The organism is Pseudarthrobacter sp. fls2-241-R2A-168, assembly GCF_030209335.1.
GTDB lineage: Bacteria > Actinomycetota > Actinomycetes > Actinomycetales > Micrococcaceae > Arthrobacter.
Map to the genome: position 1 here is coordinate 246,547 of NZ_JARVSG010000010.1, position 13,374 is coordinate 259,920.

The window sequence follows — 13,374 nt, forward strand, 5'->3', positions numbered from 1 at the left end:
GAGGCCGATCCTAAAATCGCGGCATCGGTATTCCTGCTGGATTCTTACCGCCTTTTGATCTGGAAGTATCAGCGATGGCCATAGTTCATGAAAACCTTCCGGAGCCGGACGTCCAGCAGTCGCTGCACGAGTTGCGCGGGCAGCTGCAGGGATCGTTGATCGAACCCCAGGATCCCCTGTACGACGAAGCCCGCGCGGTGTGGAACGGCATGGTCGATCTGCGTCCGCGGGCCATCGCCAGGGCAGGAGCCGTCTCCGATATTGACCTGGTCCTGGCCAGTGCGCGGCGCAGCGGCCTCGCACTGGCCGTCCGCGGCGGCGGCCACAACATCGCCGGCCACGGCACGGTCGAGGGCGGCCTGGTCCTGGATCTGGGAGCCCTCCGGGAGGTACGGATCGATGCGCAAAGCAGGCGGGTCGTCGTCGGGCCCGGAGCGACCCTTGGGGACGTGGACCGGGCCACAGCCGCGTATGGCCTTGCGGTACCCCTGGGGGTTATCAGCGGAACGGGAGTGGCAGGACTCACCCTGGGCGGCGGCGTAGGCTGGCTGACCCGGACCGGCGGGCTCAGCCTGGACAACCTGGACTCCGTGGATGTGGTCACCCCTGCCGGCGACCACGTGCACGGCAGCGCGGAAGAGAACCCGGAGTTGTTCTGGGGAGTGCGTGGCGGCGGCGGGAACTTCGGCGTGGTGTCCTCCTTCACGTTCCGCGCTCTCGCCCTGCCGGCCGCACCGCTGGGCGGCAACCTCTTTTACCGGCCGGAGCACTGGCGAAATGCCCTCCTCGCCTTCGAGGCCTGGACCCGGGATCTACCGGACGACATGAACTCGATCACGTCGTTCCTGGTGCTCCCGGCCGAATTCGGCATGGGCAGCGAGCCGTGGATGGCTGTCGGATTCGCCTGGGTTGCCGAAGACCAGCAGGCAGGCCTGGCGCTGGTGGACAAGCTCCGCGCCGCTGCCCAGCCCGACGGCGAGGAGGTGGGACCGACGTCGTGGCCCGAATGGCAAAGCGCCATGGACGCCGTCTTCCCCAAGGGGTCGCGCGGCTACTGGAAGAACGTCTCGTTCTCCCGCCTGGACGAGGAGGTGGTGGACGCCGTACTGGGCTTCGCTTCCGAGCTGGCCTGGGAGGGAACGGGCATCGATATCCATCACCTGGAGGGTGCGTTCGGCCGCGTCCCGGAAGACGACACGGCGTTCCCCAACCGCTCCGCGCGGTACTGGCTGAACGTTTACGGGTTCTGGCATGACGCGGCCGAGGACGAACGGCTGACAGCATTCGCCCGCAAGGCCTACTCCACAATGCAGCCATTCGCGGAGCAGGGCGAATACGTCAACTTCCTGGGAGCGGAAGTGGGAGTGCAGGCGCCGGACGCTGCCCGCAGCGCCTACGGACAGGACAAGTACCAGCGCCTCGTGGCCCTCAAGGACCGATATGACCCGCAGAATCTCCTGCGCCTGAACCACAACATTCCGCCGTCGGGCGGCTAGCAGGCCGGCGCGGCCGGCACCGGGGCAAAAAATAGAGCCCCCTGTCGGATTCGAACCGACGACCCCCGCTTTACAAGAGCGGTGCTCTGGCCAACTGAGCTAAGGAGGCATGCCCATACGGACGGGCGCCTCAACGGCGCTAGATAAGGTTAGCCCAAGTCTTCCCGGTGGTAAAAACGCCGGCCTTGCTTCAAGGCCGGGAGAACCGCCGGGCGCGAGGAATGGGGGCAACAAAAGGGCCCACCTTCCGGAACAGATCCGGAAAGCGGGCCCTTGGAAAACCCTTAGGCCTTCGCGTCGATCGCGGCCTGGAGGAAATCGGGGAACGGGGTCTGGGCGCTTTCACCCTTGCCCCACTGCTTGCCTTCCACGAAAACGGTGGGTGTGCCGGTGATGCCGATGGCCGAGGCTTCCTTCGTGGTGAACTTCACGAACGGCCGGTAGGTCTTCTCGTCCACGCAGCTGCTGATGTCAACACCGATGTCCGAGGCCATGCTCTTGAGCTTGTCGTCCGAGAGCCCGGCGCCGCCTTCAGCAGGCTGGTTGGCGAAGAGCGCATCCACAAATTCCGCGTACTTCTCCGGCGATTCGTTCACAACACAGGCGGCGGCGTTGGCAGCCCGGGACGAGTAATTCGTGGTGGAGCGGCTGTCGAGGAACCCGAGCGCGCGGTATTCCACCGTAATCTTGCCCTCGTTGCGCAGGGACGTGAGCTGCTCGTTGTACTGGGCCTCAAAGTTTTTGCAGACCGGGCAGATGAAGTCGATGTACAGCACAACCTTCACCGGCTTGCCCGCCTCGGCCTCGGCCCCGGGAGCCACCACTTCGGCCGGAGCAGCCTGCGGCGGCGCGCCAACAGCGGCTGCGTCAACAGTGGCCGGGTCCAGCTTGGCCACTTCAGTGTTCGCCAGCAGCGTGACGCCGCCGTGCACATTCCCGTTGGCCGGCGTGGGCCCTTGGTCGGCGATGGGCGCATTCTGCTTCATTGAGGTGGTCACCACCAGTGCCACCACCACCAGGATGGCCACCACGGCGGCCACAATCCCCCACCCGATCAGCAGCTTGTTGCGCTTGTCCTTTTTCAGCTGCGCTTCGCGGATCAGGCGCGCTTTCTCGCGGGCCTCCGCGGTGCGCTCAGCCTTGGACTTACGTACTTCGTTTGCGGGGCTCATGTGTTCCTTGGGTCGATCGACGAGGGGGACCAGTTCGTGGCAACCCCATCATTTTAGGGGAGAAAGCTGAGAGCTTGCGGTTTCAAGTATTCCTCCGGGTTGACCAACGGACGAATAGCATGGAAGTTTCCGTCCCGTTAGGGTGGGCTAAGAGGCACAAGCAACCCCAGGGGGCAGCAATGCAAACACCCGTCCAGGAAAAACCCGCCACCGCAGCCGCATCCGGCGCCGCCGGCGCGGGCCACAGCGCCGAGACCAAGTACGACTTTATGGTGGTCTCGAACAGGCTGCCCGTGGACCGGGTCGCCCCCGGCGAAGGCGACGACGACTCCGGCTGGCGGCGCTCCCCCGGCGGACTCGTGACGGCGCTGGCACCCATGATGACCAAAACCGACGGCGCGTGGGTCGGCTGGCACGGCGCCCCCGATGAGACCGTGGACCCGTTCAGCCACGGCGGCATGGACCTGGTGCCCGTCCAGCTCAGCGCCGATGATGTCGAGCTCTACTACGAAGGCTTCTCCAACGCCACCCTGTGGCCGCTCTACCATGACGTCATCGCCCCGCCGGAATTCCACCGGACCTGGTGGGACGCCTACCGCTCGGTGAACAAAAGGTTCGCCGACGCCGTCGTTCGCCATGCCGACGACGGCGCCACCGTCTGGATCCAGGACTACCAGCTGCAGCTGGTGCCGCGGATGCTCCGTGAAGCGCGGCCCGACCTCAAAATCGGGTTCTTTAACCACATCCCGTTCCCGCCGCCGGAGATCTTCGCCCAGCTGCCCTGGCGCCAGGCCATTATCGACGGACTCCTCGGCGCTGACCTTGTGGGCTTCCAGCGGCCGAGCGACGCGGGCAACTTCATGCGCTCTGCCCGTCGCTTCCTGGGCGCGAGCGTCAAGCAGCAGCAGGTCCACGTCAAGGGCAAGGACGGGGAAATCACCCACATCGCCAGGGCCCAGGCGTTCCCCATCTCCATTGACGTCCAGCAGATCAGCGAGCTGGCCGCGAAGCCGGAGATCATCGAGCGCGCGCGGCAGATCCGCCAGGACCTCGGCAACCCGAAAACCATCCTGCTGGGTGTGGACCGGCTGGACTACACCAAAGGCATCCGGCACCGGCTCAAGGCCTTCGAGGAGCTCCTGGCCGACGGCAGGCTGTCCGTCAGCGACGCCACCCTGATCCAGGTGGCCAGCCCCAGCCGGGAACGCGTTGAGCAGTACCGGCTCCTGCGCGAGGAGGTGGAGGGCACTGTGGGCCACATCAACGGCACTTACGACACCCTCGAGAACACCGCTGTCCGCTACCTGCACCACAGCTACCCCGTGGAGGAGATGGTGGCCCTGTACCTGGCCGCCGACGTCATGCTGGTCACGGCCCTGCGGGACGGCATGAACCTGGTGGCCAAGGAGTATGTGACGGCCCGCACCAACAACGACGGCGCGCTGGTGCTCAGCGAGTTCGCCGGCGCAGCCGACCAGCTCAAGCAGGCCCTGCTGATGAATCCGCACGATATCGACGGGCTGAAGAACGCGATCATGCGCGCCGTGGAGATGTCCCCCCGGGACGCGTCGCGGCGGATGCGGGCCATGCGCAAGCAGATCCTTGAGCACGACGTGGACTACTGGTCTGCCGATTTCCTGCAGGCCCTGAAGGAGAAAGTGGTCCGTGATGACACCTGAGAGCCGGGCCGGCAACGGCAAGCTGGCGCTGACGCCGGAGCTGCGCGAAGCCATTCGCACCATCGCCGGGACAGAGCACCTGCTGGTGGCCATGGACTTCGACGGAACCATGGCGCCCATCGTGGGGCATGCCGACGACGCGCGGCCGCTTCCCCGGGCCGCCACGGCTTTCGCCGGGCTCGCCGTGCTGCCGCGTACGACGACGGCACTCATCTCCGGGCGTGCCCTCGCCAGCCTGCGCAAGGTCGCCTCGCCACCGGTTGACACACTGCTGATCGGCAGCCACGGGGCAGAAGCGTGGCTGGGCCCGGGATCAGCCGGGCTGGAACTGGACGATGAGCAGAAAGCACTCCTCGCCGAGGTGCGCAGCATCCTCGCCGGCATCGTTGCGGAGGCACCCGGCACCATGCTGGAGGACAAGCCGGCCGGCGTAGTACTGCACACCCGCCAGGCGCCCGACGACGTGGCAGAGGACGCCGTGGCCGCAGCACGCTCGCTGCTGCAGGACCGCAAAGGCGTTTTCCTCAAGGACGGAAAACGGGTCCTGGAAACCTCCGTGGTGAACGCGTCCAAGGGCGAGGGCGTCACGTTCCTGCGGCAGATCAGCGGCGCCAGCGCCGTCCTGTTCGCCGGCGACGACACCACGGACGAGGACGCACTCGCGCGGCTGGAGTCCGGTGATGTCGGGGTCAAAGTGGGCCTTGATTTCACCCAGGCGCAGTACCGGGTGGAGGCTCCTGTCCATGTGGCAGAACTGCTCGAAGTGCTGCTCCAGGAACGGAGCCTTGCCGTGGCAGAGGAAGATCCGGAAGGGTGAGGGTTACCAAGCTCACTTGTGACGTTCGTAACATTTGCACCAATTCGAACACTATCTGACATACTCTTCATCTGTGATGTGGCGCACAAGAACCGTGCGGCGTCACTCGGTGGCTTCTGGCCTCGGCCGGGAAGCATCTGCAGCACATAACTGAACAAACATGAACCATTCACAACGGATCGTCCGGCACGTACCTGCCGGTGAAGGGATTGATAACTGTGGCTACAGTTACTTTTGATAACGCTACGCGTCTGTACCCGGGCACAGAAAAGCCCGCCGTCGATAAGCTCAACATCGACATCGCCGATGGCGAATTCCTGGTCCTCGTTGGACCCTCCGGTTGCGGTAAGTCCACCTCCCTGCGCATGCTCGCAGGCCTCGAGGACGTCAACGCAGGCCGGATCCTCATTGGCGACCGCGATGTCACCGACGTTCCCCCGAAGGACCGCGACATCGCAATGGTTTTCCAGAACTACGCGTTGTACCCGCACATGACTGTGGCCGACAACATGGGCTTCGCCCTGAAGATTGCAGGCGTTTCCAAGGAAGAGCGTGCCGAGCGCGTCCGTGAAGCCGCCAAGCTCCTTGACCTCGAGCCCTACCTGGACCGCAAGCCGAAGGCACTCTCCGGCGGCCAGCGCCAGCGTGTTGCCATGGGCCGCGCAATCGTCCGTAACCCGCAGGTATTCCTCATGGATGAGCCGCTGTCCAACCTGGACGCCAAGCTCCGCGTGCAGACCCGCACCCAGATCGCATCCCTAACCCGCCGCCTGGGCGTCACCACTGTTTACGTGACGCACGACCAGGTCGAGGCCATGACCATGGGCGATCGCGTTGCCGTGCTGAAGGATGGCCTCCTGCAGCAGGTGGACACCCCGCGCAACCTCTACGACCGCCCGAAGAACGTCTTCGTCGCCGGCTTCATCGGCTCCCCCGCCATGAACCTGCTGGAACTGCCCGTTGTCGACGGCGGCGTCCAGTTCGGCGGCACCGTTTACCCCGTGCCGCGTGACGTCCTCGAAGAGGCACACGGCTCCACCGTGACCCTCGGTTCACGTCCCGAGGACCTTGAGACCGCTCCGCACGGCGAAGGCCTGAAGGTAGAGGTCGACGTCGTCGAAGAGCTGGGTGCCGACGCTTACGTCTACGGCCACACCACGCTTGACGGCAAGGACCACGACATCGTGGCACGCGTCGACGGCCGCCGCCCTCCGATGAAGGGCGAGTCCATCTACGTCCGTCCCCAGTCGGGCCACGTGCACCTGTTCGACACCAAGACCGGCCTGCGCCTGGGCGACTAGTCCTCCCCACCGGCACCCTAACCTCGCTCCGCTTCGGTCAGGGAACCCTGCCGGCGTGGGCCCAACCCGCACCCTAACCTCGCTCCGCTTCGGCCAGGGAACCCTGCCGGCGTGGGCCCAAGGTAATACCGCATGAAGCTGACGGCGGCCCGCACCTTTTCGCAATGGTGCGGGCCGCCGTCGGCCTTTAACCGTGCCCGCAGAAGAATTAGCTGGCCGCGCCTATCTACGGAAGAATTGACGCATGACCGAGGAATACAGCGCCCAGTGGCACGACGAACCCACCGACTATGCGCAGGTAGGCAAACTGCCGCGGTTTGTGGCCGCGAGTGCCGACGACGGCAAGGTCGCCTCGGCAGCCAGCTCCCTGAACATCACGGCAGCAGCGGCCGACCCCGAGCTGCTGGACCTGCCGTGGCACATCGCGCTGGAGGACTGGCCGGCTGAAAACCTGGCCGCCCTTCCCCGCGGCATCTCCCGGCACATCGTCCGCTTCGCCCACCTGGGCGGTTCGGTCATCGCCATCAAGGAAACCTCCGAGCACGTTGCCCGGCACGAGTACCACATGCTCCGCAAGCTGGCCCGGCTGGATGTTCCGTGCGTGGAGCCGGTGGCCGTGATCACCGGCCGCACCACGCTGGACGGAAAGCCGCTGAACCCCGTCCTGGTCACGCGGCACCTGAAGTTCTCCATGCCCTACCGGGCCCTCTTCTCCCAGATGCTCCGCAAGGACACCCTCACCAGGCTCATCGACGCGCAGGCGCTTCTGCTGGTACGGCTGCACCTGATTGGCTTCTACTGGGGCGACGTTTCCTTGTCCAACACCCTGTTCCGCCGCGATGCAGGCGCGTTTGCCGCCTACCTGGTGGATGCAGAAACCGGCGAGCTGTATCCGGACCTTTCCACCGGCCAGCGCGAGTACGATCTCGAAATCGCCCGCGTGAACATCGCCGGTGAATTGATGGACCTGCTGGACGGCGGCTTGATCGAGGAGAAGGTGGATCCCGTGGCCACCAGCGAGCTGATCATGGACAGCTACCGGCGCCTGTGGGCTGAGCTGACGGAGAAGGAATCCTTTGAACTGGGCGAACGCTGGCGGGTGGGTGCCCGCATCCGCCGGCTGAACGAACTCGGCTTCGACGTCGAAGAGTACGCCATCAAGACCACCCAGAACGGCTCCACCATCCAACTGCAGCCCAAGGTGGTTGACGCCGGGCACCACATGAGGCGCCTGCTGCGGCTGACCGGCCTGGACGCCCAGGAGAACCAGGCGCGCCGCCTCCTCAACGACATGGATACCTTCCGGGCGGACAACAACCCGGACATGGATGAGGAATACAGCGCCCACCTGTGGGTCAGCCAGGTCTTTGAGCCCATCGTGAGGTCGATTCCGCGGGACCTGTCCGGCAAGCTGGAGCCGGCCGAAGTGGTGCACGAGGTCCTCGAACACCGCTGGTACATGTCAGAAAAACAGGAACGGCACATCCCCCTCGCCGAGGCCGTGCAGAGCTACATCGACTCCATCCTGCGGCACCGCCGGGACGAGGCGGCCATTATGCTGAACCCGCCCACCGGGCTGCTGAAGATCCTCGAGGTGGAGACGGAAGAATCCCGTTACGGCGACGAGGAATCCATCGACGAATACCCCGACGTGGATGATTAATCCCTAAATCGCCTTTCCCGGGTTGAGGATGCCGGCGGGATCGAACAGGTCCTTGATCCGGCGCTGGAGTTCCCGCAGCGGTTCCGGCTGCTCCTGCCCGAGCCACCGCAGTTTGTACTGCCCCACGCCGTGCTCGCCGGTGATGGTGCCGCCCATGCCCAGCGCGGCCGTAATGGACTCATCCAGGGCCCGGTGGAGCCGCTCCAGTGCTCCCTCGTCCACCGCTTTGTCCTTCCGGTCGATCCAGAACGTGGGATGGAGGTTCCCGTCGCCGGCGTGCGCCACCACTTTGAGGTGCACGGCGTGCTCCACGGCCATGGTCTCCAGGGCGGCCACGTAATCCACCAGGCGGGACCGGGGAACGGCCACATCCTCCCCCACCCGGTACTCGTCGTCCACTTCCACGCCCCGGCTGTGGCGCCGCAGTTCCACGAGCCGTTCCGCTTCGGCACTGGCTTCGGTGGTGACGGTAGCACCGCCCGCTGCCAGGACCTCCCGGACCATCCGGGCCTCGGCGGCGGCGCCGAAGCCGTCGGTCTGGACCAGAAGCAGGGAGCGGCCCCGGGCGGCGAGGTCTGACCCATGGATGTCGTCCAGTTGTGCCAGCGTGCCGCCGTCGAGCAATTCCATGATGGCGGGCTGGACCCGCGCCCTGCCCACGGCCAGGACGCCGGCCGCGGCCTGCCGGAAGTCCGGGTAGAAGGCAGCGATGGTGTGCACTTCCCGGGGGAGGTACTTGAGGCGCACCGTTACGCCCACCACGATGCCCAGCGTTCCTTCCGACCCCACGAAGAGGCCCGTGAGATCGTACCCGGCCACGCCCTTGAACGTCTGGTGGCCCGTGTGCAGGAGTGATCCGTCCGCCAGGACCACGTCCAGCGCAAGCACTGAGTCGCGGGTGACGCCGTATTTTGCGCACCGGAGCCCGCCGGCGTTCGTCGCCACGTTTCCGCCGATGGTGGAACTGCGGAAACTGGCGGGGTCCGGCGCGTACATCAGTCCATGTTCGGCTGCTGCTTCGTTTAGGACGGCGTTGATGACCCCCGGCTCCACCACAGCTGTTTCATCATCCGGGTTCAGCGCAAGGATCCGGTCCATCCGCTCGAGGGAGAGGATGACGCAGTCCTTCGTCGCGTGGGCTCCGCCGGAAACCCCAGTTCCCGCCCCGCGGGGCACCAGTGCCACCTTGCCGGCGGCACAGATCCGCACTACTGCCTGGACATCTTCCACCGACTCCGGAAACACCACGGCCAACGGGAGCTGGTAGTCAAGGATCGGCGCCTGGTCCACCGCATACCGGATGAGCGTGGTCTCTTCCCGGTCCACCTGACCACTCGCCAGGCTCGCCTCCAGCTCCTCAACTGCCACGCTTCCCACGAAGCCTCCATCCGCCGTCGCACGTTTTCCATCAGTTTATGGGTCTCTTCCCGTAACACTTCTGCAAGCGCTTCCAGTCCTGACCAGCGGAAACGCTAATCTGCGTTGAAACGGGCTCTAAAATAGTGATGGAAGCGTTTCCATGAAGGTCGTCGACCGCCTAAGCTGGGGCCTATGTCTGTCGAAACTTTGACACCCGCCGCGGGTCCGCTGACCCTGATCCACGCTTCCGACAACCAGCCGGGCTGGTGGCGGTCTGCCGTGATCTACCAGGTGTACCCCCGCTCGTTCCGGGACCTCAATGGCGACGGCGTGGGAGACCTCGCAGGCATCACCGAGGAGCTCCCCCACCTGGCGGACCTTGGTGTGGATGCCGTGTGGCTGTCCCCCTTCTATCGGTCCCCACAGCGCGACGCCGGGTACGACGTCAGCGACTACTGCGACGTGGACCCGATCTTCGGCACCCTGGGGCACTTCGACGTGATGATGGCCGAATCCCACCGGCTGGGCCTGCGGGTGATCGTGGACCTCGTTCCCAACCACTGCTCCGACCAGCACGCGCTGTTCCAGGCAGCCTTGGCTGCGCCTGCGGGCAGCCCCGAGCGGGACATGTTTATCTTCCGGGACGGCACCGGCCCCGAGGGACACGAGCCGCCCAACAACTGGCAGTCCCACTTCGGCGGCCCCGCCTGGACCCGGGTGACCGGTCCCGACGGCCAGCCGGACCAGTGGTACCTGCACCTCTTCGATTCCTCCCAGCCGGACTTCAACTGGGACAACCCTGCCGTGCACAGCGAGTTCGAACGGATCCTGCGGTTCTGGCTGGACCGCGGTGTTTCCGGTTTCCGGGTGGATGTGGCGCACGCGCTGGTCAAGGCGCCCGGTCTCCCCGCCTGGGGCGGACGGCCCGACGGCGGAAGCTCAGACGGCTTCCCGGGGCACGAAGCGCCGATGTTCGGCCAGCCGGCCATCCACGACATCTACCGCACGTGGCGTCAGATCCTGGACGGCTACGGTCCCGACCGGATCCTGTGCGCGGAAGCTAGCGTTGACCTTCCCCGGCTGGCGCACTGGGTCAGGCCGGACGAAATGCATCAGGCCTTCAATTTCCCGTACCTGCACGCCGGGCTGGACGTGTACCGGCTGCGTTCGGTGATCACTGACTCCCTTACCGTTCTTGACGGCGTTGGGGCTCCCAGCACTTGGGTGCTTTCCAATCACGACGTCGTCCGGCATGCCAGCCGCTTCGGGTACAACGGGCAGGGCCCCCGCGACGGCGACGGCATCGGCCCTGCGGATCCGCAGCCGGACATCGCACTGGGACGGCAGCGCGCCGCGGCCGCATCGCTGTTTATGCTGGGGCTGCCCGGCGCGGCGTATGTCTACCAGGGTGAAGAGCTGGGCCTGCCCGACGGCGTCGACATTCCGGAACACCTCCGCCAGGACCCCACGTTCGCCCGTACCGGCGGGGAACGGCTGGGCAGGGACGGCTGCCGCGTTCCGCTGCCGTGGCGCGCCGGCGAGCCCCACCTTGGCTTCGGCCACGGTGAGGACCCCTGGCTGCCCCTTCCTGCTTCGTTTGGGGACTTGGCGCGGGACGTACAGGCCGGGTCACCGTCGTCGCACCTTGCTCTTTACCGGAACATGCTGGCGGTGCGCCGCGAGCTGGACCTGGGGCGGGGATCCCTGGCCTGGGCCGAGGATTGGTGCACCGGCTCATCCTTGGGGTATGTCAACGGCACTACGCTGGTGCTTATGAACCTCAACCACGAACCGCTGGAAATGCCTGCCGGACAGGTCTTGGTCCGGAGCATTCCGTCCGGGCCGGAGGGCCTGCTGGCGTCTGGCGAGACCGCCTGGATCAGCCTCACTTCCGCTCCCTGAGTATGGCGGGTATCAAGGACGTCGCCGACAGGGCAGGGCTGTCCATTGCCACCGTCTCGCGGGCGTTGAGCGGCAAGCCCAATGTCTCTGCGAAGAGCCGGAAGCTGGCGATGGAAGCGGCGGGGGAACTGGGATTCGTCCCGTCCTATCACGCGGCCAGCCTTGCCTCCGGCCGGAACCACAACATCGGCCTGGTGGTCCCGTCCATTCACCGGTGGTACTTCTCCTCAGTCCTGGAAGGCGTCTCTGAGACCCTGCTGGATGCCGGCTATGACCTCACTCTGTACAACGTGGGCGACAAACCCGAGCGCCGGCACAGTGTGCTCAACGATTTCCTGCTCAGGAAGCGCCTGGATGCGGTCATTGCGGTAGCACTGGTGCTGACGGACGGCGAAATCCAGCAACTGTTGGCTGTGCACCGCCCCATTGTGGGTATCGGTGGCACCTTGCCGGGGGCTTCCACCATCAGGATCGACGACGAACGGCTGGCGTGGATGGCGACTGACCATTTGATCCGGCTTGGCCACACCCGGATAGGCCACGTCACCGGCGACGCGGCGCTGAACCAGGACTTTAAGCTGCCCGGCATCCGCCAGGGCGGATACCAAAAGGCCATGGCGGCAGCTGGCTTGGGAATCCGGCCGGAGTGGCAGATCACCGCTGACTTCACTGTCCAGGGCGCCTACGCGGCGGCACGCCGGCTGCTGGGCGGTGCCACGGATCGGCCCACGGCGATTTTTGCAGCTTCCGACGAAATGGCGGTGGGTACCATTCTCGCCGCCCGGGACTTTGGATTGCAGGTTCCGCGGGATCTTTCAGTAGTTGGGATGGACGGCCACGAACTGGGCGAGACGTTCGGACTGACCACCGTGGACCAGGATCCCCGCAGGCAAGGAGTCCTGGCGGCCGCCACTGCACTGCAATTGCTTGAGGGTGGACCGAATGGTTCCGATGATGGACCGGTGCCAGCTGATCAGGAGTTCCCCACCGAGTTTGTTATCAGGACGAGTACAGCTGTGCCCCCGGCCGGCCCTTAGCGGTCCTGGTTCCCGCTGGCGTTCTTGGCGTCTTCTTCCGGAGCGCCCATAAAGCGGGCAAACCTGGCCAGGATGTCCGGCCACGCCTCCACGTACCGTTGACGCTCGGCGGCGGGATCCTCGGCCCCTTCCCAGCCTTCGTGGAAAACCCGCACCTCGGTGCCCTCCCCTACGGCCCGGAAGGCCACCCGAAGCTCGGTGGACCAGAGCGCTGTGGATCCCGGGTGCCAGGTGGCATGGAAGGACAAAGGCGGCTGCCAATCGTCGAGGGTTCCCCAGATGCTGGTCCGGCCGTCGTCAGCCGTTTCGAGGATGAGGTTCTCCTCAAACTCAACGTAGGACGCTGCACCGTAGACGCCGAATGATTCCAACGGCCACCAGAGGTGCGTATGGTCCGTGAAGCCGGCGAAGGCGTGGGCCACGGTGCCCGGAACGGTAATGGTGTTGACCACCGGTTCCAGGAGCTCAAGGGCCGGCTGGTTATCACTTCCAAACGGCTCGGCGCCGTGGCTGAAGAGGCTGTTCATGGTGCCCCACTCTACCCGTCCAGCCCTCCCCCGGACGCTCGCTCACTTGATGCGCCTTTTGGGGCGACGCTCTATCAGTTGATGCGGCTTCTAGGGTGACGCTCCTTCACTTGATGCGGGTTTTCTGGTGACGCTCAATCACTTGACGCGGCCGACAGCCCGACGGGGTCTTACCTCGGCCGAAAACCACATCAAATGAGAGAACGTTGGGGCTGACAGCACATCAAGTGAGAGAGGATTCGTGGAAAGGCCGCGTTAGGTGAGAGAGGGATCGGCTATTTGGCGCACTGAGTGAGAGATGGTTTGGGTGGTTAAAGCACAGTAGGGCCCTGACGTCTCTTGTCAGGGCCCTACTTGTTTAATTTATGTCCGGCGGTGACCTACTCTCCCACACCCTCCCGGGTGCAGTACCATCGGCGCT

The 13,374-nt window shown here is 65.4% G+C and carries 10 protein-coding genes and 1 tRNA gene; 7 read left to right on the forward strand and 4 right to left on the reverse strand.

Translation table 11 applies throughout. The annotated features are described in order from the left end of the window. The first annotated feature begins 74 nt into the window (after positions 1–74). Positions 75–1,496 carry an FAD-binding oxidoreductase gene (locus QRN11_RS08175; RefSeq protein ID WP_285250577.1) on the forward strand — a complete coding sequence of 474 codons (1,422 nt, stop codon included), beginning with the start codon at positions 75–77 and terminating at the stop codon, positions 1,494–1,496. 35 nt (positions 1,497–1,531) lie between these two features. Here QRN11_RS08175 and QRN11_RS08180 read toward each other — a convergent pair. Both QRN11_RS08180 and QRN11_RS08185 read right to left on the reverse strand, forming a co-directional pair. Further along, positions 1,532–1,605: transfer RNA gene (locus QRN11_RS08180), tRNA-Thr, on the reverse strand. A 175-nt stretch (positions 1,606–1,780) separates the two neighbouring features. Next, positions 1,781–2,668, reverse strand: a complete 888-nt coding sequence (locus QRN11_RS08185; protein WP_285250578.1) for a DsbA family protein — start codon at positions 2,666–2,668, stop codon at positions 1,781–1,783. Positions 2,669–2,847: 179 nt separating this feature from the next. On the opposite strand from QRN11_RS08185, the gene QRN11_RS08190 reads away from it, so the two are divergent. The 4 genes from QRN11_RS08190 (at position 2,848) to QRN11_RS08205 (ending at position 8,128) form a co-directional block, all read left to right on the forward strand. Further along, positions 2,848–4,347: an alpha,alpha-trehalose-phosphate synthase (UDP-forming) gene (locus tag QRN11_RS08190; RefSeq protein WP_091417169.1), complete on the forward strand. Its 1,500-nt coding sequence runs from the start codon at positions 2,848–2,850 to the stop codon at positions 4,345–4,347. Continuing rightward, positions 4,337–5,164, forward strand: a complete 828-nt coding sequence (gene otsB, locus QRN11_RS08195) for a trehalose-phosphatase (protein WP_285250579.1) — start codon at positions 4,337–4,339, stop codon at positions 5,162–5,164. Before QRN11_RS08190 ends, otsB begins: the two co-directional genes overlap by 11 nt. A 218-nt stretch (positions 5,165–5,382) precedes the next feature. Next, positions 5,383–6,465 carry an ABC transporter ATP-binding protein gene (locus tag QRN11_RS08200; RefSeq protein ID WP_091417165.1) on the forward strand — a complete coding sequence of 361 codons (1,083 nt, stop codon included), beginning with the start codon at positions 5,383–5,385 and terminating at the stop codon, positions 6,463–6,465. 244 nt (positions 6,466–6,709) lie between these two features. Beyond that, positions 6,710–8,128, forward strand: a complete 1,419-nt coding sequence (locus QRN11_RS08205; protein WP_091417162.1) for a DUF4032 domain-containing protein — start codon at positions 6,710–6,712, stop codon at positions 8,126–8,128. Positions 8,129–8,131: 3 nt separating this feature from the next. Here QRN11_RS08205 and QRN11_RS08210 read toward each other — a convergent pair whose 3' ends face one another. Then, positions 8,132–9,505, reverse strand: a complete 1,374-nt coding sequence (locus QRN11_RS08210) for an FAD-binding oxidoreductase (protein WP_285250580.1) — start codon at positions 9,503–9,505, stop codon at positions 8,132–8,134. Positions 9,506–9,679: 174 nt separating this feature from the next. Between QRN11_RS08210 and QRN11_RS08215 the strand changes: the two genes are divergently transcribed. Both QRN11_RS08215 and QRN11_RS08220 read left to right on the forward strand, forming a co-directional pair. Further along, entirely contained in the window at positions 9,680–11,389 is a 1,710-nt protein-coding gene (locus QRN11_RS08215) for a glycoside hydrolase family 13 protein (protein ID WP_285250581.1), read from the forward strand. Between the two features lie 2 nt (positions 11,390–11,391). Continuing rightward, positions 11,392–12,426: a LacI family DNA-binding transcriptional regulator gene (locus QRN11_RS08220; RefSeq protein ID WP_285250582.1), complete on the forward strand. Its 1,035-nt coding sequence runs from the start codon at positions 11,392–11,394 to the stop codon at positions 12,424–12,426. Here the strand turns inward: QRN11_RS08220 and QRN11_RS08225 are convergent. Beyond that, positions 12,423–12,953: an SRPBCC family protein gene (locus tag QRN11_RS08225; RefSeq protein ID WP_285250583.1), complete on the reverse strand. Its 531-nt coding sequence runs from the start codon at positions 12,951–12,953 to the stop codon at positions 12,423–12,425. The two genes, QRN11_RS08220 and QRN11_RS08225, sit on opposite strands and share 4 nt — an antisense overlap. Between the last annotated feature and the right edge of the window lie 421 nt (positions 12,954–13,374).

Bases quoted from the DNA above. Each gene is read 5' to 3' on its own strand.
- QRN11_RS08225 (WP_285250583.1), bottom strand. From the start codon at position 12,953: ATGAACAGCCTCTTCAGCCACGGCGCCGAGCCGTTTGGAAGTGATAAC.
- QRN11_RS08190 (WP_091417169.1), top strand. From the start codon at position 2,848: ATGCAAACACCCGTCCAGGAAAAACCCGCCACCGCAGCCGCATCCGGC.
- QRN11_RS08220 (WP_285250582.1), top strand. From the start codon at position 11,392: ATGGCGGGTATCAAGGACGTCGCCGACAGGGCAGGGCTGTCCATTGCC.
- QRN11_RS08175 (WP_285250577.1), top strand. From the start codon at position 75: ATGGCCATAGTTCATGAAAACCTTCCGGAGCCGGACGTCCAGCAGTCG.
- QRN11_RS08215 (WP_285250581.1), top strand. From the start codon at position 9,680: ATGTCTGTCGAAACTTTGACACCCGCCGCGGGTCCGCTGACCCTGATC.
- QRN11_RS08205 (WP_091417162.1), top strand. From the start codon at position 6,710: ATGACCGAGGAATACAGCGCCCAGTGGCACGACGAACCCACCGACTAT.
- QRN11_RS08185 (WP_285250578.1), bottom strand. From the start codon at position 2,668: ATGAGCCCCGCAAACGAAGTACGTAAGTCCAAGGCTGAGCGCACCGCG.
- otsB (WP_285250579.1), top strand. From the start codon at position 4,337: ATGACACCTGAGAGCCGGGCCGGCAACGGCAAGCTGGCGCTGACGCCG.